18 protein-coding genes and 5 pseudogenes are annotated in these 20,470 nt (G+C 68.6%); 11 read left to right on the top strand and 12 right to left on the bottom strand.

The window, feature by feature from the left end; translation table 11 throughout:
* Window positions 1–401 precede the first annotated feature (401 nt).
* A complete protein-coding gene (locus tag OG819_RS56440; RefSeq protein WP_266419555.1) occupies window positions 402–668 on the top strand; it encodes a hypothetical protein in 267 nt (88 codons plus the stop codon).
* 276 nt (window positions 669–944) lie between these two features.
* Here the strand turns inward: OG819_RS56440 and OG819_RS56435 are convergent.
* Both OG819_RS56435 and OG819_RS59020 read right to left on the bottom strand, forming a co-directional pair.
* Window positions 945–1,274, bottom strand: a pseudogene (locus OG819_RS56435) (DUF6192 family protein); the annotation flags it as partial.
* 28 nt (window positions 1,275–1,302) lie between these two features.
* Window positions 1,303–1,566: a GNAT family N-acetyltransferase gene (locus OG819_RS59020; RefSeq protein WP_323139499.1), complete on the bottom strand. Its 264-nt coding sequence runs from the start codon at window positions 1,564–1,566 to the stop codon at window positions 1,303–1,305.
* A gap of 823 nt (window positions 1,567–2,389) precedes the next feature.
* On the opposite strand from OG819_RS59020, the gene OG819_RS56425 reads away from it, so the two are divergent.
* Window positions 2,390–3,136: a class I SAM-dependent methyltransferase gene (locus tag OG819_RS56425; RefSeq protein ID WP_266657992.1), complete on the top strand. Its 747-nt coding sequence runs from the start codon at window positions 2,390–2,392 to the stop codon at window positions 3,134–3,136.
* 50 nt (window positions 3,137–3,186) lie between these two features.
* Here OG819_RS56425 and OG819_RS56420 read toward each other — a convergent pair whose 3' ends face one another.
* On the bottom strand, window positions 3,187–3,624 hold the full coding sequence (locus tag OG819_RS56420; protein WP_266638345.1) for a glutaredoxin domain-containing protein: 438 nt from the start codon (window positions 3,622–3,624) through the stop codon (window positions 3,187–3,189).
* 144 nt (window positions 3,625–3,768) lie between these two features.
* Here OG819_RS56420 and OG819_RS59015 point away from each other — a divergent pair.
* Window positions 3,769–4,587 (top strand): annotated as a pseudogene (locus OG819_RS59015) (transposase).
* 57 nt (window positions 4,588–4,644) lie between these two features.
* Here the strand turns inward: OG819_RS59015 and OG819_RS56410 are convergent.
* Window positions 4,645–5,520 (bottom strand): PhzF family phenazine biosynthesis protein, encoded by an 876-nt coding sequence (locus OG819_RS56410; RefSeq protein WP_266638344.1) that lies wholly within the window; start codon window positions 5,518–5,520, stop codon window positions 4,645–4,647.
* Window positions 5,521–5,702: 182 nt separating this feature from the next.
* Window positions 5,703–5,899 (bottom strand): annotated as a pseudogene (locus OG819_RS56405) (hypothetical protein); the annotation flags it as partial.
* Window positions 5,900–6,031: 132 nt separating this feature from the next.
* Here OG819_RS56405 and OG819_RS56400 point away from each other — a divergent pair.
* The 3 genes from OG819_RS56400 (at window position 6,032) to OG819_RS56390 (ending at window position 8,589) form a co-directional block, all read left to right on the top strand.
* The gene (locus OG819_RS56400; protein ID WP_266638342.1) at window positions 6,032–6,784 is read left to right on the top strand and encodes a phosphotransferase family protein; all 753 of its coding nucleotides are present in this window, start codon (window positions 6,032–6,034) and stop codon (window positions 6,782–6,784) included.
* Window positions 6,785–7,118: 334 nt separating this feature from the next.
* Window positions 7,119–7,586, top strand: coding sequence for a transposase (locus OG819_RS56395; protein ID WP_266625405.1), 468 nt, complete (start codon window positions 7,119–7,121; stop codon window positions 7,584–7,586).
* Window positions 7,528–8,589: an IS3 family transposase gene (locus OG819_RS56390; protein ID WP_266623315.1), complete on the top strand. Its 1,062-nt coding sequence runs from the start codon at window positions 7,528–7,530 to the stop codon at window positions 8,587–8,589. The genes OG819_RS56395 and OG819_RS56390 overlap by 59 nt, the downstream gene beginning before the upstream one ends.
* A 124-nt stretch (window positions 8,590–8,713) precedes the next feature.
* Here the strand turns inward: OG819_RS56390 and OG819_RS56385 are convergent.
* The 4 genes and pseudogenes from OG819_RS56385 to OG819_RS56370 form a co-directional block, all read right to left on the bottom strand.
* A pseudogene (locus OG819_RS56385) lies at window positions 8,714–8,908 on the bottom strand (hypothetical protein); the annotation flags it as partial.
* Window positions 8,909–9,136: 228 nt separating this feature from the next.
* On the bottom strand, window positions 9,137–9,811 hold the full coding sequence (locus OG819_RS56380) for a transposase (RefSeq protein ID WP_266657988.1): 675 nt from the start codon (window positions 9,809–9,811) through the stop codon (window positions 9,137–9,139).
* 23 nt (window positions 9,812–9,834) lie between these two features.
* Window positions 9,835–12,270, bottom strand: a complete 2,436-nt coding sequence (locus OG819_RS56375) for a SpoIIE family protein phosphatase (protein WP_323138072.1) — start codon at window positions 12,268–12,270, stop codon at window positions 9,835–9,837.
* Window positions 12,271–12,423: 153 nt separating this feature from the next.
* Window positions 12,424–12,735 (bottom strand): hypothetical protein, encoded by a 312-nt coding sequence (locus OG819_RS56370; RefSeq protein ID WP_266638339.1) that lies wholly within the window; start codon window positions 12,733–12,735, stop codon window positions 12,424–12,426.
* Between the two features lie 110 nt (window positions 12,736–12,845).
* On the opposite strand from OG819_RS56370, the gene OG819_RS56365 reads away from it, so the two are divergent.
* Entirely contained in the window at window positions 12,846–13,223 is a 378-nt protein-coding gene (locus OG819_RS56365) for a hypothetical protein (protein WP_266657986.1), read from the top strand.
* A 432-nt stretch (window positions 13,224–13,655) separates the two neighbouring features.
* Here OG819_RS56365 and OG819_RS56360 read toward each other — a convergent pair whose 3' ends face one another.
* The gene (locus OG819_RS56360; protein WP_266657984.1) at window positions 13,656–14,432 is read right to left on the bottom strand and encodes a hypothetical protein; all 777 of its coding nucleotides are present in this window, start codon (window positions 14,430–14,432) and stop codon (window positions 13,656–13,658) included.
* 385 nt (window positions 14,433–14,817) lie between these two features.
* Between OG819_RS56360 and OG819_RS56355 the strand changes: the two are divergent.
* The 4 genes and pseudogenes from OG819_RS56355 to OG819_RS56340 all read left to right on the top strand — a co-directional run.
* A pseudogene (locus OG819_RS56355) lies at window positions 14,818–15,195 on the top strand (hypothetical protein); the annotation flags it as partial.
* A gap of 170 nt (window positions 15,196–15,365) precedes the next feature.
* Window positions 15,366–16,298 carry an aldo/keto reductase gene (locus tag OG819_RS56350; RefSeq protein WP_266638336.1) on the top strand — a complete coding sequence of 311 codons (933 nt, stop codon included), beginning with the start codon at window positions 15,366–15,368 and terminating at the stop codon, window positions 16,296–16,298.
* A 403-nt stretch (window positions 16,299–16,701) separates the two neighbouring features.
* Window positions 16,702–17,109: a YciI family protein gene (locus tag OG819_RS56345; RefSeq protein WP_266657982.1), complete on the top strand. Its 408-nt coding sequence runs from the start codon at window positions 16,702–16,704 to the stop codon at window positions 17,107–17,109.
* An 8-nt stretch (window positions 17,110–17,117) separates the two neighbouring features.
* Entirely contained in the window at window positions 17,118–18,263 is a 1,146-nt protein-coding gene (locus OG819_RS56340) for an RNA polymerase sigma factor (RefSeq protein ID WP_266638758.1), read from the top strand.
* Between the two features lie 139 nt (window positions 18,264–18,402).
* Here the strand turns inward: OG819_RS56340 and OG819_RS56335 are convergent, their stop codons facing one another.
* Both OG819_RS56335 and OG819_RS56330 read right to left on the bottom strand, forming a co-directional pair.
* Entirely contained in the window at window positions 18,403–19,326 is a 924-nt protein-coding gene (locus OG819_RS56335) for an RNA polymerase sigma-70 factor (RefSeq protein WP_266638334.1), read from the bottom strand.
* Window positions 19,323–20,255, bottom strand: a complete 933-nt coding sequence (locus OG819_RS56330; protein ID WP_323139498.1) for an NAD(P)-dependent oxidoreductase — start codon at window positions 20,253–20,255, stop codon at window positions 19,323–19,325. The genes OG819_RS56335 and OG819_RS56330 overlap by 4 nt, the downstream gene beginning before the upstream one ends.
* Window positions 20,256–20,470: the final 215 nt, after the last annotated feature.

The raw sequence follows: 20,470 nt of genomic DNA, 5'->3' as shown, positions 1-20,470 counted from the left end.
CGGCTCATCAGCCACGTCTTCGAAGCGGGCCTCCCACCAGCTGACGCGGCCTGGTCGATCGGCCGCTGACCAAGCCTGTGTCTGGGGATTTGCCCGGCCACAGCCCCTGGGGAATTGCGCCGTCGCCGGCCAACGGGCGCCGCGATCCGTCTTTCCGGGAGTGCGGGCGCCCATGGAATGTTCTAGCGTCGTAGGAGCGAGGGTGGCCGATACCGAGACGATCAGTCGGTGAGGAAGCAGACACCGCCCGCATGACAGGCACGGTACGCCGCCGGCCCCACCCCGTGGTGCTCGATCCCCAGGGGATTCCGTCTCTCGGAGGGTTCGCCCGCCGCCGCCCCCGCACGCGGTCCGGCGCACCCACGATCGCGTGACCCGACCCGGAGAGCAGGTCCATCCTCATGCATCGTTCGGCTTGTATTCCCAGTGTTCTCGCCGGCCTGGCCCTCGCCCTGGGCGGCACCGTCATCGCCGCTCCAGCGGCCCACGCGGACCTCTCGGCCTGCCAGGATCATGTCCAGGACCAGGGCACCGACGTCACGGACGCCGTCCGGATGGGTTGTTACGTCGGCCTGGTGGGCGACCAGAGCGGTTGCGTCGGCGATCTGACCCGGGCCGACGTGCCGGGGGCCGTCGCGATCGAGGCGTGCCGCCGGGCCCCGCAGTAGCCTGCAGCCATCCGTTGGGCGGGCGTCCGACGGATCACGACCTGGTTGAAGAACCGCAAGAGGTGCTGCCGAGATCGCCCGCGCTGCGGTCGAGGCAGCTGAGGGCAGCGCCGTCGGCGCAGCCGCAGCCGTCGGCGGAGCTGGTCAAGGATCCGCTTGGTTGCGGGTGTCGGAGGGGTGGTGGTAGCGAGGCAGCAGCATGACGGTGCCGGGCCGCGACCGGTGGGTGGAGCCAACTGCGGGGCGATCGCCGCCCGTTGCGTCTTGAGCTCCGGTTCACTCCAGGTTGGCCAGGAGCTGAAGGGTGGACTCGATCGCCCCCATCGCCTCCTCACCCGATCCCTTCAGTAGCTTCTCCAGCTGCTTGTCGAGGTCGAGCTCGCCGCGGGTGACGGCGTTGTCGATTTCGGCCAGTTGGCGGAACCGGTCGAACTGCACCTCATTAACGGCGTGCCGGGTGATGTCATCGGCCATGGCTTTCGCAGCGACCGCGGGCCGACGCAGGAAGTCGGTGGTCACCACCGCCGCGACCGTGTCGTCTGCGGCCAGACCGTGGATCGCCTCCACCTTCTCCTGGACACTCTCCGGAGAGTCGACGCTCTTCCCGAAGCATCTTCTTTGCCTGCATGCGGACCTAAGATCGCGCGGGTTGGTTGGCGATCAGAAGGGTGCTGTCGGCAGGGCGAAAGCCCAAGCGTGAGTAGATGTGAGCGACGGCGTCCTCTGCATAGGCAAGGAAGACGGTGCTCACCCCGTGGTTGCGAGCATGGCTGACCAAGGCCGCCGTGACGGCGGCGGCCAGGCCCTGGCGACGGGCGACGGGAAGGGTGCCAATGCCGCCGATCTCGGTCGTGCCGTTCGCCGGGTGGTAATGGCCGACGGCCAGGGGGGGTGTCATCCGAGGCGAGGGCAGCGATGAGCGTTTTGTGCCCAGCACGGATCGCGGGGCGTATCGTTGCCACCGTGCCGTCCTGGGCCAGCTCCTCGGCCACCACCGACAGCTCCTTGCGACCTGCCGAGCCCACCTCAGTGCCCTCCTCGGCGAAGGCCAGGCGAGGCAGAGCGAGCGCTGCGGGTAGCGCTGGGTCATCGGCCGTCAGCACACGAAGCGTCACGCTCCCGGGCAACGGCTGCAGGCCAACCGGGCAGTGCGGATGCAGAGCCATCAGCGGGCGTTCCGCCACTGGCAGATCGGCCGCCTCGATGCAGGCACGCAGCGTCGGCGCCGCCTCGGCCAGCCACTCGAAAGCCTCTGACACACCGAGTTCGCGCTGCCGGGCCCGCACTCGCGCGATGTCAGCAGCGGTGATGGCCGCGGAACCGTGCGCGATGGGTTGAGCATGGCTGGGGCCGCCGTAATACGGGGCACCTGGTTTCCTTCGCACGAACAGCCGTAACGAACCGAACTCCTCGGCGTCAGAGAACAGCAACGGCACAGTGGAGTAGTACTGCTCGATACGGTCACGCAGCGAGTCACTCATGCGGCGCATCCCACCACGGACCGTGCCGCACCGCATCCGAGATTCGCAGTCCGGCACGTGTTGCTGCTTCCCGCCGACACAATCAATGCCGTCAACTCGCGGCGAATCCCCGTTGCTTGGCACCATCCGGTACGATCCGGCCGCCTGCCGGAGCGCACACCCCGGCGCCCTGTGATGCCGTGGCGGGGAGACGGCGTCAAAGTACTGTGCCAGGCCCTTCGGACCGCCGAGGATGGTCGAATGACGATCACTTCGCAGGCCCGTTCCTTCGACAAGGCCGCCGCCAGCTATGCAGCGAACCGTCCTTCGTATCCGCCCGCCCTGCTCGATGCGGTCGAGGAACTCGCCGACCGTCCCTTAATGGGCGCCCGCGTCGCGGACATCGGCGCCGGTACGGGACTGGCGACCGCCCTCCTGCACGCCCGCGGTGCGCGCGTCATCGCGGTCGAGCCCGGCTCCGGAATGGCATCGCAGTTCCGCCTCAGACTGCCCGACGTCCCCGTCGTGCTCGGTGACGGAAACAACCTGCCACTAGCCTCCGATTCCATCGACGTCCTCACCTATGCCCAGGCCTGGCACTGGACCGACCCGCACAAGTCCGTCCCGGAAGCCCTCCGAGTACTGCACCCCGGCGGTGCACTCGCCCTGTGGTGGAACGACTCGGACAGCGCTGTCGGCTGGATAGCCGCCCAGGACGCCCGCCTGCGCCACCTCTTCGGCGCCGAGGACAGCGAACCCGACCCCATGGCCCGATTCCGCCACCTGCCGCCCGAACTGAGCTTTGTCACCCGGCAGGTGTCGTGGACGAGGAGCGTCCCACTCGAAACGCATCTCGCGAATCTCGCCAGCTACTCCGACTTCCTCGTCCTCGGCAAAGACGCCGCCGAGACGTTCCTTGCCGCTGAGCGCGACCTCCTGACTGAAGCCTTCCCGAACCGGACGGTCGAGGAGCGCTACGTGGTCAGTTTGGCCGTTACTACCCGTTGATCTGTCCGCTTGGGTCTGCGGGAGCCACTCCGGTAGAGCGCGGTTCCTGATCACGCGGAGGGGGAGAGCTGTTCGCGCACCCATTCGGGATCGGGGTTGGTGTGTGGCTGGCCCGCCACGACGACGGTCGGCACGGTCTCGTTGCCGTCGTTGGCTGCTCTCACCGCTGCGGCTCCTGCCGGGTCGCGCCAGATGTTGACCCAGAGCAACTGGCGGGCCCTGCGGCCCAGTCGGATGCGCAGTCGCATGCAGTACTTGCAGCCCGGCCGCCAGAAGACGACCGGCCGGCCGTCGACCGCGCTGCGGCGTTGTGCCTCCCGTGCACCGATCGACCTCGGGAAGATCAGGGGCGAGTTCACGCCGGCGAGCGCCAGGAACGCCGGCAGGAGTGCTGCGGCCGTGCCGGGGCTCCCCTTGAAGATCAGCCCAGTCGCGACGGCTGAGCCGCAGAGCACAAGCAGCATCGGCAAGATCCAAGCGCGCATCATGGGGACGCAGGCTATCGATGAGTCGAAATGTTCCTCGAACCAGGCCGCTCACCTGGGTGTTCGCCGGACGCTGAGGCGGCCTTCGTCTGATCATGTGCTCCGACCAAGGGCGCGTCACGCTCCCGGGACGACCTATTCGACTGTCTGACCGCGCGCGGGGATGAACTGTTCGACCTCACGGATGCGTTGCTGTGTACGGACGGGCCGGTGAGGGCGCCGGTGGACCTGACGCTGGTGGCCGAGCACCGGCCGGTGGCACTTCGGTGACCGGGACATCCTGGTCGTGTTCGACGCCGGTTACGACGTCCCGCGCATGTCCCGCCTCCTGGCCGGGCTGCCGGTGGAGGTCCTCGGACGGATGCGTACGAACCGGGTGATGCGCAAGGCGGTCCCGGCGCCGTGGATCTCCCCGCCGCGGGGCGGGCGGCCCCCGAAGCACGGCAAGGAGTTCCGCTTCGCCAAGCCGGAGACCTGCGGCGAGCCGGCCGCGGTGAGCACGCAGGTCACCGACCGGTACGGCACCGCCCGCGCGATGGCCTGGGACCGCATCCATCCGAGGCTGACCACCCGATCCGCGCGGATGGACCACGCCGGCTAACTCCTGGTCATCGAAGGCACGTTGACCGCCTCCAAGTCGACCGCCTCCAAGTCGACCGCCTCCCCGGCGGCGGAGACCCACTGCCACTCTGGCTGTGGTCGTCGGCCACCGGCCCGAGCGGCGAGGACGTCGACGTGGGTCGGCAGGGGTTCCTGCGGCGCTTTGACCTGGAACGCACCTTCCGGCTGATGAAGCAGACCCTGGGCCGGACCCGGCCGAACATCCGCACCCTTGAGGCCGGAGACGGCTGGACATGGCTAAGGCCACTTGGATCCAAGAATCGCCGCCCCACGGCCCGCTATGACGTCGGGAAAACGATCAGACGCCCCGAGAGCATCATCGAGCGCGACAGCCTCAGAGGTTAAAACACAAACTTAGTTGGCGACGAACACGGGCCTCGCAGCACCATCCAGGCTGGTGCTTCAGCTGATGCGAGTTCCTGCGCCGCTGACACGGACGCGCGCGTCACCCGAGCGCAGCGCCACCGTGAGCTCGCCAGGGCGGCCCAGGTCCTCGCCCTGATGCAGGGTGAGTACGGCGTCCTCGGGGACCAGGCCGAGGTCACGCGCATACGCACCGAACGCGGCGGCTGCGGCCCCGGTCGCCGGGTCCTCGACGACACCGCCGACGGGGAAGGGGTCACGGACATGAAAGACGGTGGCCGACTCCCGCCACACCAACTGGATCGTGGTCAGGTCCAAGCGGTGCATGAGGGCTTCGAGGCGCGCGTAGTCGTACGCGAGATCCGCGAGGCGAGCGCGCGTCGCCGCCGCGAGAACGAGATGGCGGGCTCCGGCGAAGGCGATACGGGGCGGGAAGGCCGGGTCGAGATCGGCGTCCGGCCAGCCGAGCGCGGCGAGTGCCTCATCGAGGTCGGCGTCGGCGATCTCCTCGATGTGCGGCTCGACACTGGTGAGCGTGGCCCGGAGAGTCCCGCTTTCCTCGGCCACCTCCACCGGCACGGTGCCCGCGCGCGTCGCGAACAACAACTCTCCGGTTCCTATCCGCTCGGCGAGCGCGACGGCGGTCGCGACGGTGGCGTGTCCGCAGAACGGCACCTCGGCCTTGGGACTGAAGTAGCGGATGGTGTATGCCCGCCCTTCCCGGCCGCCGAGACCCTCCGGGGGTGCGGTCAGGAACGCGGACTCCGAGTATCCGAGGTCGGCGGCGATGGCCAGCATGTCGCTGTCGTCCAGGGTGGTGGCGTCCAGAACAACGCCGGCGGGGTTTCCGCCGTCGGGGGCGCTGGAGAAGGCGGTGTATCGCAGTACCTCGGGCCGGGGCGCATTCGTCGTCATGCTCGTGGCAACGTGGGGTGGCCCCCGGCCATTCCCGGACGCGGGTGGAGGCGGGGACGGGCGCTTGCGACGGGCCCACGCGGCGGAGCCGCACAGCGATACATACCTACCTCGCTCCTCACCGACCTACCTCGCTCCTTCCCGAACTGGGCCTCCTTCGCCGGAAGATGGATGGTTCACGGGTCGACCGGGGATCGTCCGGTGACCTCGCCGCAGCCGGGTGCCTTGGTGATGGAACTGTCGACGGCGATCCGGTCCAGTAGGGCGCTGATGGTGTGGTCACACAGGGGCGATCCGCGGGCCAGCGCGACCGCTCGGGCAGCAGCGCCGCAAAGCGGTCCCACAGCGATTCGTTCAGCCATGATGACAGAGCAGACACAGGTTTTCCCGGTGATCACAGCGCCGCGCAACTCCGTGATTACCACTGGCCTGCCAGGTGTTCTGACTGGTGAGCTGCGGTGACGGTGGACCTGGCCATCCGTTGGTTTGTTGAGCCCCGGCTCAGGAGGGGGTGCGCGCAGTGGTAGACGCCTCGGACGATGCCGTCTCGTTGCCTGGGGGTCGCATCACCAAGAAGGTCGTCCGCATCGCCGACACGGTCCGAAGACCGGCCTCTGCCGCCTCGCCGTTCGTCGCCGACCTTCTGGGCTTGCTGGAGAAGCGGGGATTCACTGGTGCGCCGCGATGTCTCGGTCGGGACGATACGGGCGGGGACATCTTCAGTTATGTGCCGGGCTGGGTGCCGCCAAGGTTCCAACAGTGGACCGACACGCAGGTCGCCGCAGCCGGCGCTCTGGTGCGGGACATGCACGACGCCACCCGGGGCAGCCTCCTCGCCGGGCGACATCAGGTCGTCTGCCACAACGATTTGGGGCCGAACAACACGGTCTTTCAGGACGGCCACCCGGTCGCCTTCATCGATTTCGACACCGCTGCGCCCGGCAGTCCATTGGAGGATCTCGGGTATATGGCCTGGGTGTGGTGCGTCTCCTCAAAGGCCGAGGCGCCGCCAGTGGAGGTCCAGGCCGCTCAGGTGCGTGTGCTCGTCGATGCCTATGGCCTGGGCGGGCCGGAGCGGGAGGTACTGGTGGATGCCATGTTGGAGCGCCAGTCCCGCAACGCCCGCTTCTGGGCAGAAGTGCAGGCCGATCCGGGGGATGTCGAAGTCAGCCGTGAACAGGTCGCCGAGCGCATCGCCTGGTCCCGGCGAGAGCACGCACACACCGTCGGCAATCGCGGCGTTTTCGAGTCGGCCCTGAGCTGAGGCTCCGCGGCATCGTTGCTGAGGCTCGTTTGTTGCGGACGGGCTGTGTGGTCAGCGTTTTGGGTCACCTCCTTCCGTGACTTCGAACAGCCGGCAGCGAGTGGACTGTGTGGGAACGTGGAACGGGCAGCGTGCACAGGTCAGCCGGTGGGGGTACTTGGCGAAGAAGTCGTAGCTGCAGCAGCCGTCTCGCCTGGGTCGTAGTACTTTGAGGGCTGATCGCCACTGGCGGTGCCGCTGGAGCGTCCGGCTCGCTCCCTCTCTGTCAAAGTAGATCGAGTCAGGCATACTGGATGATTCATTGAGTCGAGGGCGGAGAAGGAGTAGTGCCCGGGTGGCCAGCACGAATGACCACGGGACCCCTGATCCGCAGGTAGAAGCCCGTTCGGCCGGTCCGCGCCGGTATACCGCGGAGTACAAGGCGAGGATCCTCGCGGAGTACGAGACGTTGGACAAGAAGGGCAAGGGTGCTCTGCTGCGGCGGGAGGGCCTGTATTCGTCGCTGATCACGACGTGGCGGCAACAGCGGGACAAGGGTGCCCTGGACGCGCTCGCCGCGTCGGCCGGACGGCCGAAGGCGGACCCCAGGGACAAGGAGATCGAGAAGCTCAAGGCGGAGAAAGCCCGCCTGGAAGCCGACCTCGCGAAGGCCCGCACCGTCATCGAGGTCCAGGAAAACTCTCCGCGCTGCTCGACCAGTTCGCCACGGACAGCGCCCCGACCCGGAACGGCGAGAAGAACCAGTGACCGAAGCCCAGCTCGCGGCCGTGGCGTTCAACACCGCCCGCAATCAGGCCCTTGAAGAGCTCAGCGGGCTGGTCGGACGCGTCCAGGCATGCGCCGCTCTCGGCGTGAGCCGTGCCACCTACTACCGCCAACACCGCCGAAGCCCCGCCCCGGCCAAGCCGCGGCCAGAACGGCGCCGACACGCCCGCGCTCTCACACCCGAGGAGGAGATACGGGTCCTCGACGTGCTCCATTCCCTGGAGTTCGCCGACATGGCGCCCGCCGAGATCTACGCGGTGCTCCTGGACCGGGGTGTCTACCTGTGCTCGGAGTCGACGATGTACCGGCTCCTGCGACGGCATGGCGAGGTCCGTGAACGCCGCCGCCAGGCCGTCCACCCGCCCCGGACCGTTCCCGAGCTGGTCGCCGAGGGCCCGAACCGGGTATGGAGCTGGGACATCACGAAGCTGAAGGGGCCGGTCAAGGGCGTCTACTACTGCCTCTACACGATCATCGACATCTTCAGCCGCTACACGGTCGGCTGGATGATCGCCGCCCACGAGAACAAGGACCTCGCCGAGCGGTTCCTGTCCGAGTCGATCGCCAAGTACGGTATCGAACCAGGGCAGTTGACGATCCACTCGGACCGCGGGTCCCCGATGGTCGCGCAGAACGTCGCCCAGATGATGGCCCATCTCGGCGTCACCAAGTCGCATTCGCGGCCGAAGACGTCGAACGACAACCCGTACAGCGAGAGCCAGTACAAGACCCTGAAATACCGGCACGACTTTCCCGAGCGTTTCGGATCCCTCGAGGACGCCCGGGCGTGGTGCACCCAGTTCTTCACCTGGTACAACGAAGAGCATCGGCACTCCGGGATCGGCCTGCACACGCCCTACGACGTGCACTTCGGTCTCGCCGAGCAGCTCCGCGAGATGCGTGCCGACGTCCTCCAGACGGTCTACGCGAAGCACCCCGAACGCTTCGTCCGCAAACCACCCGAGCCTCCCAAGCTCCCCGCAGCGGCCTGGATCAACCAGCCGGCACCAGACGGCCCACTGATCCCAGCACAGCGTTAGAACGATCTACCTGCCTTGATCGCTTTGACAGGTTCCGGCTCGCGTTCGCGCGCTTCGACACCTCGGACCATCCCTCGCTCAAGGCGAACCCCGAGTACCGGGACGGGGTCCATGAAAGAGGTGTTCAGGGCAGGGTCGGCGCTTCGGTTTGGTCGGTCTGCGCGAGTCGGGCGAAAGTACCAGTGACTTCGCGGGCGATGTCCGATGCCGTCAGGCCCGCGGCGGCGAGTACGCGGTGGCGGCTCGCGTGCTCCCAAAACGCGGCGGGCACTCCGAAGTCGCGCACGGGCACCTCGATCTCCGAGTCCCGAGCCGCCCGCTGCGCCGAGCCGACTACCAACCCCTCGTCGCAGCCGCGACGACGCCCGAACACCGCACGACCCTCGCCCTTGTCACCGTCCCGGTATGCGTATGCGCATACCGGATGCGGTGCGGTCGTGGCTCGAAGAAGCCCTGGAGCAGCCGCGGTAGCGAACGGGCACGTTCGCGTGATGCAGCGGCCAGCACCCGTAGCGGCCCGCCGTTCCCGCGGGCCATGGCAGGTTCCTCACACGCTGGTGTCTCTGGAGTACGCCTCGCGGATGCTGGACGGCACATGGCCGCTGCGGCCCCAGTCGAGTGAATAGCCGCCATCGGCAGCCCAGGCACGGATGATGGAGAAATCGGGGTCTGGACCGAGGGCGAGTGTCCCACGGACCGTGCACGCGGTCAGCTGCGCGCGCATCATGCTGTTTCGGGGCGGACACAGGCCGAAGTGCTGCTCGAGAACGCTGAGAGTGCGTCGGCCGTCCACCATGGCTGCCCCGTCTTCCGCGGCTGAGGAGGTTTCGCCGCCGGAGGCAAGGACGCCGCCCGCGACGAGTGCCGGCAGCAGACGGTCGAGCTCCTGCCCCTGCCGATGAGAACTTGGTGGAGTCGGCCGACACCGGCCAGTCGATGTCTCCAGCCGCGTCGGCGTGCGCCTCGGCGGCCGGAGCATGCGCTCGAAGGTGCCCAGCGCCCGTCGGCGAAAGCGGGTGTGCGGCGTGGCCCACGGGACGTACCGCTCCGGCACGTCCCGCCAGGCCGTCCCGGTGCGGAACTTCCCCACGATCCCGTTGAGCACCTCGCGGTCGTCCAGCCGCTTCCGGTCCCGCAGTGACACCGGCAGCAGCGGTCCGACGAACTCCCACTCGGCATCGGACAGTTCACGGCGCCGTATCACCCCACCACGATCCGCCACTCAAGATCCTCTGAAGACACGGCCTAGCAGGCAAGCCGTTCATCGAGTGCGGGCGGAGTGCCGAAGGTCTCTGAAGGTGCGGAAGTCAGGTCTTGTTCGGCCCAGACGACCTTGCCGTCGGATACCGAGCGGGCGCCCCATCTGCGGGACAGCTGGGAGACCATGAAGAGGCCACGGCCGTTCTCGTCGGTGGTGCGTGCGCGGCGTTGACGTGGGTAGCAGTCGCTGGTGTCGGACACTTCGCAGGTCAGGACTTGATGCTTGATCAGACGCAGACCGATCGGGCCGGTGCTGTGGCGGACGGCGTTGGTGACCAGTTCACTGACGATCAGCTTCGTGGAGTCCTCGAGATCTTCCAGGCCCCATTCGGTCAACTGACGGGCTGTCAAGTGCCGGGCACTGCGGACAGCGGTCTGGTCACCCGGCAGCGTCCAGGAGGCGACCTGGGCTGAGCTGAGTGAGCGGGTCCGTACCAGGAGCAGGGTGACGTCGTCGCACGGTGACTGATCCGGGAAGGTCTCCGTCGCGCGGGTGCAGAGGTCTTCCAGGGAGAGATTCGGTTGTGCCAGGGCGGTGCCCAGGCGCTGCATTCCCACCTCGATGTCGTGGTCGCGGGTCTCGATCAGGCCGTCGGTGTACAGGGCGAGGAGACTTCCCTCGGGCACTTCCAGCTCCACGGCCTCGAAGTGGGCACCCAGTACGAAGCCGAGTGGAGCTCCAGTGGGAAGGTCGGGGAAGGTGACCCGGCCCTGCGGGTCGATGATCGCGGGCGGGGGGTGCCCGGCCCCGGCCATGACGCACCGGCGGGTGATCGGGTCGTAGACGGCATACAGGCAGGTGGCGCCCACCATCGCGGAGGTCTGGTTGGGGGTGTCGGCCTCTTGCTCGGCCAGTCGCTGGACCGTGTCATCGAGGCGGGCCAGCAGTTCGTCGGGGGGCAGCTCCATGTCAGCGAGTGTGTGTACGGCGGTGCGCAGCCTGCCCATGGTCGCGGCGGCGTTGATGCCGTGTCCGACCACGTCGCCGACGACGAGGGCCACCCGGGCGCCGGACAGTGGGATCACATCGAACCAGTCGCCTCCGACGCCGGCGTCGATGTCGGCGGGCAGGTAGCGCGAGGCCGCCTCGACCGCCACGCCGCCCCTCAAACGGTGGGGGAGCAGGTTGCGCTGGAGTACGAGGCACGTGGTGTGTTCGCGAGCGTTGTTCAACGACAGTGCGGCGCGACTGACGAGTTCTTCGGCGAGGAGCAGATCGAGCTCCTGGAACGGCACCGCGTCCTCGGTGCGGATGAACAGCGCCACGCCCAACAGGGCGCGCCGCGCGCGGATGGGTACGACCATCACGGAGTGCATGCCGTGCTGGCGGATCTTCTGCGCCCGTATCGGGTCCTCATCGATCCACGTGCCCGGAGCGGTGTCCAGGATCGGCTCCAGGTGGGACCTCCCGGTGCGCAGGACATCGGTGAAGGGTGAGGCGGGGGTCCTGTGGACCCGGTCACCGTGCGCCCAAGCCGATTCCGGGACCCCTTGGTGGATGGAGGCCAGACCGGCACGTCGGAACACGGGGAGACGCCCGTCCGTCGGGCCGATGCGGACCGGGGGCCCCTCGCCGAACGAGACCGACTGCTCCAGGTCGACGGCGGCGAAGTCGGCGAGCAGGGGGACGGCAAGGTCGGCCAGTTCCTGGCCGGTCTGCATCACGTCCAGGGTCCTGCCGAGGCGCGTGCTGGCCTCACTGAGGATGGCGAGGCGCTCGCGCGCCTGCCGGCTCTCGGTGATGTCGACGTTGATGCTGCACACCCCCAGCGCTTGGCCGTCGGCGCCCAGAAGGCAGAAGAACGAAGCCGCCATCTTGTGCTCCTGGCGCGGACTCGTCGGCGGCCACATCCGGTACTGGTGGACCTTGGTGGTGCCGCTGTGGAGTACCTGTCGCATCACTGCCTCGAGTGCCTCGGTCTTGACACCGGGCAGCACGTCGGTGAATCGCCGTCCGAGCCGTCGGTCACGGGAAATGCCGTCGTGGCACCCCATCGTGTCGTTCACCCAGGTGCAGAGCAGTTGCGGGTCACGAACGGCGATGCCGATCGGTGCGCGGGTGAGCAGCGACTCCCGCACCGATCCGTTCATTGCCTGTCGGGAGAGAGTGTCGGTGTCGGTGACGGAGATGAGCCACCGGACTGTTCCGTCCTGTCCCCACAGCGTGGAGATCCGCAGGTTGATGTCGAGCATGCGGCCGTCCTGGTGACGCACCGCCGTCGCGTTCGACCAGCCACTTTGGGTACGGCACTGCTCCACGAACGCCGATATCGTCGGCGCTTCCTCGGAAAGCGGCAGGACGAGTGCGGCAGAGCGTCCCACCACGTCCCCGGCGGAGTACCCGACGAGCCGCTCGGCGGCCTGTGTCCATGCGACCACCGTCCCGTGCTCGTCGAACATCGCGAATGCCGACTCGGACACCTCACGCGTGTTCGCTTGATTACTGAGTATTACATTGCCGGTGCTGCTCATCGAACTGCTGCCCTCAGGTAGGTGGGGGAGGGGGTACGGGTATGGGGTACGGCTGCGGCGACCGGGGCCACGGCGGGGCGGACAGCCTGAGCGGCATGTGTCTCATCTCCGTTCTCGATTCCAGACGTGGATGAAGACGTCATTCCGACCCGATTTACCCTTTGTGCGTAAAAGACCGGATGGTGCTCTGATCTGTGACAGGGCCGCAATCGTGACGGATGTCGGCGCGGTCACGCACAGCGTGCCGACCGGTCGGTCCTGGCCGCCGGCCGCGACCCTGACCGGGTGCCCGTCCACGCTGCCGACCGCGTACCCGACCCAGGATTCGAGCCGGGCGAACGAGTCGCGCTCGGCCTGGTCCGCCAGGTCCAGTCCGGCCTCCTGGGCCGGCTTGTGGAGGGTGCCGACCTGCATCCGGTGCACATCACCGAGCCGGTGCTGCCAACTGCCCTCAATGCAAACGGGCTTGGTTGTATGGTCGGCTGCGGCCTCTCACGGGAGGGGCCAACGCAGGGGGGAGAACTGTGTCAGAGATTTCCCGGCGCACCGTACTGGGCGCCGCCGGCACGACCGCAGCGGCAGCGTTTCTCACCACGGCAGGGGCAGGGCAGGCAGTCGCCACCGCAGACGACAAGAGTGAAGACACCCGGCAGGCCGTGAACCAGGAGACCAATACACCCATGGCTGTCACCACGGAAGAGCAGAAATACGAAGCCTACGTGGCCAATGACGAGGGCGAATGGCTGGCCCACGCCATCTTCGACGCCCATTCCGACACCGGCGACATGTGGGCCTTCGTCGACGCGGCCCTGGTACGCCTGCGGCAGAAGTACCCGAACTGGACATTCACCGGGTTCGTTCGGCGGTACGACCAGGTGATCACCGACATCGCACACCCGTAAGGACTCGCTTCCGGAATGGGCACGACGCGAGCCGGGTCGAGCCTGGCAGTGCCGTACCGACTGCTGGGCGTACTGGCCCCGACAGCCGGCCGGCGGCTGTGTACCGGCGCTGTGGGGACCCAATCCGCCTGATGCGGTCGGTCTCTCATCGCCGGACCGTTCGCGTGGTCAACCCCGATTTCCTCGCGGATTGCCCGGTACCCGTCACGTATTCAAGGGGTGGGGCCTCGCAGGGGTAGCGCTCGGGAACCCGGCCGACCGGCGGCACGGCGGAGCGCATACGCCTGCTTCGTGGGGACAGCCGGAGCCATTGGGTCACACTGCCGGACGGCTGCACCGACTGGATCTGGCGGCAGAAGGCCATCACCGACTTGCTGACCGGCCACGACGCGGGCCACCTCTTCGTGGTCTCGCGTTCGCTCGTGTGGCCCGTCAGCGTGTCGGGAGCTGGTCGTAGGTCCTGAAGGTGTAGGTCGCGTCGTAAGTCATCAGATTCCCGCTCGGCGCCGGGAGCCCGAGGTGCCGGTTGAGCGGTCCAGTCATCGGCCCGCAGTCTTCAGCGGCAGGAACGGTGAAGGTGTCGTCGTATGCCGAGAACTTGATCAACGGCGGGTTCGTGGAGATCCACTGCGATGGGCCCGATCGCTTCAGCTGGAAAGTGACCGGTGCATCGGCGCCGATGATGCAGCTCTGCGGCAGCCGCGGGCTCATCAGCCGAAATCGCAGGCTGAACTGCCCGGTGTAGAAGTCGGATCGACCGCCGTACTCCGGGTGAATTGCCAGCCTCAGCCGCCGTGCGCGCTCACCCGCCGGTGTACCGGGCACCCCGCCCGGAACGGTGGTCGGCGCGCTGTGCATCGCACCCCATACCTGCCCGTTGGTACCGTCCGGGAGCGGACCCTCGGCGTGCGTCATGGTGATCGGAGCGAGGGCCACGGTGACCTTGCCGACCGTCAACCGCGGTGCGGCAGTGTGCACTTCGCATCTCCAGCGGGCCGGGTCGACCCCGGCGGGGAGCGTCGGGCAGTCGCTGAAATCAGCCGCGGACCGCGCGACAGCAGCCGTATCGGCAGAGGCTGTCGGCTCGGCGTACGCGGAGCTTGGCGTGTACACCCCCGCAAGACCTATCAAAGCAGCGGCACCCGCAACGGAAACCACGGCGCGGCTGGCGAGAGGTAAGCGGGGCTGATCGGCAGTGGTGTTCGACATGGCCAACAGCTTGCCGCCCAGCGCCCACCGAGCACCATCGTTGACGACCCTGCCTCCACCCTGATCCGACCCTGACGCCTTGTCGGGGTGCGGTCTTGGACGGAGAGCGGCCGAAGCCCGCAGACACGACGGTCTCCGCGTCGCTGGCAACACCATCACTCAGCAGGCTTCCGCGGTGAGGAGCGGTGCAATAGGCGTATTCCTCGCGGAAGGTGAACTCGTCCAGCCCGGGCGCTGGTGAAGCATGATCCGGCGCCTGAGGGACTGCCACAGCAGCCCGCCAAAGACGGTCGCACGCTCACCTTCCTTGCTGCCCGCAGGTAAGGACCGCCGTCCGTGGGGCTGCCACACCCCGCGCATCAGCGACGCCATGGACTTCGGCCGCCCGCTACCCAATAGCCCACGGCTGAGCTTGGACGCCGGACATGACTACAGCATGGTCCACTTGGATCTGCCGAGGAGGGGGATCATCGGTCAGCTCGCCTAGCGAGGCGCCAAGGCTCTCATCCGGGCCGACGGGCGGGTGGTGGAGCGCACGAGCTCGTGGATGAACGACTTCTCCCAGCTCCGCCGCTGCTCCGAGCGACGAAAGGCTCTGGTCGAGTTCTTCATCGCCGTGGCCGGTGCCATCATCAGTCTCCGTTCCCTCATCCGATGTGCTTGCTCCGTGTACCGCTGGGACATCCGCCCGCGAAGCTCCCGTATCCGAGGACCTGCTGGTGGATGCCCTGGCTGTCCTGCTAACATGCCGGGCATCAAATGAGCCTTCTCGGCGCGGACTCCGATCCGCCGAGGAGGCTTCTTTCATGCCACGGTCCAGCCTGCCCCGGCACTGGTGGACCCGCGTCGAAGGTACTCACCTTCCGAGCGACCTGAACGTGCCGCGCCACCCATCGGTTCCGCGTTCCCAGCCCGCAAGAGGAGATCCATGTCATGAGCCCACGGACGAACACCGCGGCAGCCACCAGAACTTGGCAACTGGGTGACCTGACCGTCAACCGCGTCGGGTTCGGCGCGATGCGGCTAACCGGTACCGCGCCCTTCGACCGCGGCGCGCCGCGCGACCGCGAACGGTCGATTGGTCTGCTCCGGCGGGCCGTCGAGCTCGGCGTGAACCACATCGACACCGCCGCGTTCTACTTCTCGGCGACGCGCTCCGCCAACGAGCTGATCAACCGGGCGCTGGCGCCGTACCCGGAGGATCTGGTCATCACCAGTAAGGTCTGGCCGGGCCGCGATCCCTCGGGCGCGTGGTGGTGGGCCACACCGGGGCAGTTGCGCGGCCAGGTCGAGGAGAACCTGCGTCAACTCGGCCGCGATCACCTGGACGTGGTGAATCTGCGCGTGCCGCCGAGTCGGCGGACCGGCTCGATCGGTGAGCACTTCGGGGCGTTGGCCGAACTGCGCGATGCCGGGCTGATCCGCCACCTCGGTATCTCCAACGTCACGTCCGAGCAACTGGCCGAGGCCCTGGCCATCGCCCCGGTCGTCTGCGTGCAGAACCCTTACGGGATCGGTGCGTTGAGCGAGGACCGGGCTCTCATGCGGCTCTGCGGTGAACTCGGTCTCGCCTTCGTCCCGTTCTTCGCGATCGCCGGTTCCGGGCGCGAGGCGGGTCCGGCTGCCCGTGACAGCGAGGCGGTGTGCGCCGTCGCCCGCGCGCACGGTGTGTCCGTCGCGCAGGTCCGGCTGGCCTGGACCTTGCAGCAGGGGCCGCACGTGCTGGCGATCCCAGGCACCGGTGATCCGGACCACCTCGCGCAGAACATGGCGGCCGACACACTGCGGCTCTCGGCGGAGGAGATGGGACGCCTCACCTCGCTGCGGCCAGCCGCGCACGGAGACGCCGGTTGGGCCCGTGGGTGAGGCCGACGGTATCCGTGACGGCCTTGTCCGCGGAGAAGATCCAGCTCGGGCGCCAGATGTGCTCGTCCACCTCGATGGCCCTCACCATCGATGCGCGCCTTGATGTAGATCGAGGGCACGGCGCGCCGAAGGGCGGGCCTCGTGCACGGCCTGGACGTGCCGGCCGTGGCTGACCGCGCCCACCCCGCAGTCCGCACAGCAGGTCAGATCGGTGTCCAGCACCTCTGGACCCTGTCCACCGCCGACCTCGAGATCGCGGGACGGTCACCGCGAGACGGCTCACCCAGGCTCATTTACGAGAGCCAAGGAATTTTTGGACGGCGATGTCGAGAACCCGTGCCTGGCTCCGTCCCCGCAGTGAACGCGACCACAATGGGTCGCACCAGCACCGAGGAGAAACACGATGGCCAAGTACTTGCTGCTCAAGCACTACCGGGGCGCTCCGGCTGCGGTCAACGACGTGCCCATGGACCAGTGGACGCCGGAGGAGATCTCGGCCCACATGCAGTACATGCACGACTTCGCGGCCCAGCTCGAGGGGACCGGCGAGTTCGTCGACGGTCAGGCGCTTGCCCCCGAGGGGACGTTCGTCCGGTACGACGGTGAGGGTCGCCAGCCGGTCACGGACGGCCCGTTCGCCGAGACCAAGGACCTCATCGCCGGCTGGATGGTGATCGACGTCGACAGCTATGAGCGCGCCGTCGAGCTGGCCGGGGAGCTGTCGGCCGCCCCCGGTGCGGGCGGGAGGCCGATCCACGAGTGGCTCGAGCTGCGCCCGTTCCTGGCCGCGCCGCCCACCATCACGGAGTGACCTCGGAAGTGAACGAGGTCCTGCTCCGGAGCCTCACGCCCAGTGTGCTCGGGATCCTCGTCCGCCGCGGAGTCGACTTCGCGGCGGCCGAGGACGCCGTGCAGGACGCGCTGGTCGAAGCGGTCCGCGTCTGGCCGACCGACCCGCCGCGGGACCCGAAGGGCTGGCTGGTCACCGTGGCCTGGCGCCGGTTCCTCGATGCGACCCGGGCGGACGCCGCCCGCCGTCGGCGTGAGGACCTCGTCGATGAGGAGCCGGCGCCCGGGCCCGCTCCCACGGTGGACGACACGCTCCAGCTCTACTTCCTGTGCGCCCACCCGTCGCTGACACCGTCGTCCGCGGTGGCGCTCACGCTGCGGGCCGTCGGTGGGCTGACCACCCGCCAGATCGCCCAGGCCTACCTGGTGCCCGAGGCGACCATGGCGCAGCGCATCAGCCGGGCCAAGCGCACTGTCACCGGCGTGCGGTTCGACCAGCCCGGCGACGTCGCCACCGTGCTGCGCGTCCTCTACCTGGTCTTCAACGAGGGCTACTCCGGCGACGTCGACCTCGCCGCCGAGGCGATCCGGCTCACCCGGCAACTGGCGGCCGCGATCGACCACCCCGAGGCGGCCGGGCTGCTCGCCCTCATGCTGCTCCACCACGCCCGGCGCGCCGCCCGGACCGCGCCCGACGGCAGCCTGGTGCCGCTCGCCGAGCAGGACCGCGGCCGGTGGGACACGAAGTCGATCGCTGCGGGCGTCGAGATTCTGCAGGCGGCCCTCGTCCGCGACCGGCTGGGCGAGTTCCAGGCTCAGGCGGCCATCGCGGCACTCCACGCTGACGCACCCACGGCCGAGGAGACCGACTGGGTGCAGATCGTCGAGTGGTACGACGAGCTCGCACGCCTGACGGACAGTCCAATCGTCCGGCTCAACCGCGCGGTGGCCGTCGGCGAGGCCGACGGACCGCGCGCCGGCCTGGCGGCGCTCACGGCGCTGGATGACTCACTGCCCCGCCACGCCGCGGTGGCGGCGTACCTCCACGAGCGCGACGGTGACCTGGCGACGGCGGCACGGCTGTACGCCGAGGCGGCCCAAAAGGCACCCAACCTCGCCGAGCGCGACCACCTGACGCGCCAGGCCGCCCGGCTCAACGCCCGCCGATGTCGCTGACGGGGCGCGCTCGGGCACGACGTGTTGCCGGCGGGGAAGCTTTGCGGCGACGACAGGCGCGCTGGAGGCGCCGTGTCTCAATGGACCCGCTCGGTGAAGGTGGTCTGCCGGCGACGGTTCGGCTTTCCGGTGCTTCGGGTCAGTCAGAGTCCTGACGGACCCGCTGTGTTGCGCGTAGGACCGCCCATGCGTCCGCCACGGGGCCCACGTGCCCGAGCTTGTCGGGGTTGCTCACTGTGCGGATCGTCTGGATCCGTCCGTCGAGGATGTCGAGTGTCCAGGTGTTGAGGACTTTGCCGTCCGGGTCGCGGAAGATCGCGCCCGGCTGGCCGTTCACCTGGTGCGGTTCCACGACGCCGCCGATCCGGGTGAACGGCGGGAGGAGGGCGGCGAGCACCCGGGACACCTGGCCGGCGCCGAAGAAGCCCCTGGCCCACTGCGGGGCCTTGCCGCCGCTGTCCGCGACCATCGACACGTCGGTGGCGAGCAGTTCCCGCAGCCCGTCGACGTTCCCCTCCCGGAGGGCGCCGAAGAAGCGCTCGGCGAGTTCCTCGCGCTCCCTCCGGTCGGTCTCGAAGCGGGGCCGGCCCGCATCCATGTGGCGGCGCGCCCGTACCGCGAGTTGGCGGCAGGCCGCCTCCGACCTGCCCACCGCCGAGGCGATCTCCGGGAAGCCGAAGGCGAACACCTCCCGCAGCACGAAGACCGCACGCTCCGGTGGGCTGAGCCGCTCCAGCAGCAACAGGGACGCCATCGACAGCGAGTCGGCCAGCTCCGCCGCGTGCTCTGGGTCCTTGTAGGGGTCGGTGAGCAGTGGTTCGGGGAACCACGACCCCACGTACTCCTCCCGCCGGAGGCGGGCCGAGCGCAGCACGTCGATCGAGATCCGGGTGACCACGGCCGAGAGGAACGCCCTGGCCGACGCGGGCCGGGTCGAGGAGAGTTCGTAGCGCAGCCAGGTCTCCTGCACCGCGTCCTCGGCCTCGCTCACGCTGCTCAGGATGCGGTAGGCGATCGAGAACAGCAACGGCCGCAGCTGTTCGAACTCCTCGGTTCGGGTCACGCCAGCCCCTCCTTGAAGCCCTGCCGCCACGACGGATAGCGCGGCTCCCAGCCGAGCTCCCGCTTGGCCTTGGCGTTGGAGAAGCCGCGCCCTTCTGTCATCATCGTCACCACCACTTCTCCGGCCAGCAGCCGAGCCAGCCACACCGGCACCCACATCGGCCGCTTCGCCCCCGCGCACGCCGCCAGGTAGGGCAGCCATTCACCGGCCGGGGCCGGTTCGTCATCGACGATGTTGAACACGCCCCTCGCTTTCTGCCCGACGGCAAGGACGGTGGCGCTCGCCGCGTCGTCGAGGTGTACCCACGACGCGTAGCCGGTGCCGTCCCCGACCAGCGGGAACTGTCGCTTGCGCACGAGCACGACCTGGTCGTCGGTGGCCCCCGGCCCGTAGAACGCGCCGTATCGCATCACCGCGCCGCCGACCCTGCCGACCGCGTCCTCGACGTGGCGGAGCGCCGCCATCGCCGGGTGCGCAGGCGTCCCCTCGTGCAGGTCCAGCGGGTCCTCCTCGGACTTCACCCAGTCGCCCTCGCGGATCCCGTTCCAGTTGGCGTAGCCCTGCGCGACGAAGTGCGATACGCCGGTCGCCTCGGCGGCGGCCAGCAGGTGATCGGTTCCCTCGGTGCGCAGCCTGGTGGTGGGCAGGGACCACCGGTCGAAGTGCTTCAGGTCGGGTTTGCCGGCGTGAGCCAGGGAGATCCCGGTCATCTGGTGCACGATCACGTCCGGCCGGGCGGCCGCCACCGCTTCACCGACGGACATCGCGTCCAGTCCGTCCATCACGACGCCGTCCGCGCCCAGTTGTTTCGCCAGTCCGAGTTTTGCCGTGCTCGTCGTCGTGGCCGTCACCTGGTGACCTCGAGCCACGAGCTGCGGCACCAGCCGCCGCCCCAGGACCCCGACCCCGCCCGCCACGAAAACCCGCATGCCCATCACCTTCCTGATGCCGAAGTCTGTCTCCGACCATCTGGACGAGACAGCCCTGCCGTTCTGTGACATCGGCAGGGGAGAAGACGGGGAGAAGGTCGTTGGTGCCGCCTGGGCACAGCCTGAGAGGAGGACTGGATCGTCACCCGCCGGGCCCAGGATGTGGCGACCGGGCCGGACAGTTCGCAGGCACCCTGGGTGTGTTTCCTCGGCAA

It is taken from the genome of Streptomyces sp. NBC_01549 (assembly GCF_026339955.1).
GTDB lineage: Bacteria > Actinomycetota > Actinomycetes > Streptomycetales > Streptomycetaceae > Streptomyces.
This window is presented reverse-complemented; position numbering and strand designations above follow the sequence as displayed.

Excerpts from the sequence above, each read along its gene's own strand:
- OG819_RS56440 (WP_266419555.1), top strand. The coding sequence starts at position 402 with ATGCATCGTTCGGCTTGTATTCCCAGTGTTCTCGCCGGCCTGGCCCTC.
- OG819_RS59020 (WP_323139499.1), bottom strand. The coding sequence starts at position 1,566 with ATGACACCCCCCCTGGCCGTCGGCCATTACCACCCGGCGAACGGCACG.
- OG819_RS56425 (WP_266657992.1), top strand. The coding sequence starts at position 2,390 with ATGACGATCACTTCGCAGGCCCGTTCCTTCGACAAGGCCGCCGCCAGC.
- OG819_RS56420 (WP_266638345.1), bottom strand. The coding sequence starts at position 3,624 with ATGATGCGCGCTTGGATCTTGCCGATGCTGCTTGTGCTCTGCGGCTCA.
- OG819_RS56410 (WP_266638344.1), bottom strand. The coding sequence starts at position 5,520 with ATGACGACGAATGCGCCCCGGCCCGAGGTACTGCGATACACCGCCTTC.
- OG819_RS56370 (WP_266638339.1), bottom strand. The coding sequence starts at position 12,735 with ATGCAGGTCGGCACCCTCCACAAGCCGGCCCAGGAGGCCGGACTGGAC.
- OG819_RS56360 (WP_266657984.1), bottom strand. The coding sequence starts at position 14,432 with ATGTCGAACACCACTGCCGATCAGCCCCGCTTACCTCTCGCCAGCCGC.
- OG819_RS56350 (WP_266638336.1), top strand. The coding sequence starts at position 15,366 with ATGAGCCCACGGACGAACACCGCGGCAGCCACCAGAACTTGGCAACTG.
- OG819_RS56345 (WP_266657982.1), top strand. The coding sequence starts at position 16,702 with ATGGCCAAGTACTTGCTGCTCAAGCACTACCGGGGCGCTCCGGCTGCG.
- OG819_RS56330 (WP_323139498.1), bottom strand. The coding sequence starts at position 20,255 with ATGCGGGTTTTCGTGGCGGGCGGGGTCGGGGTCCTGGGGCGGCGGCTG.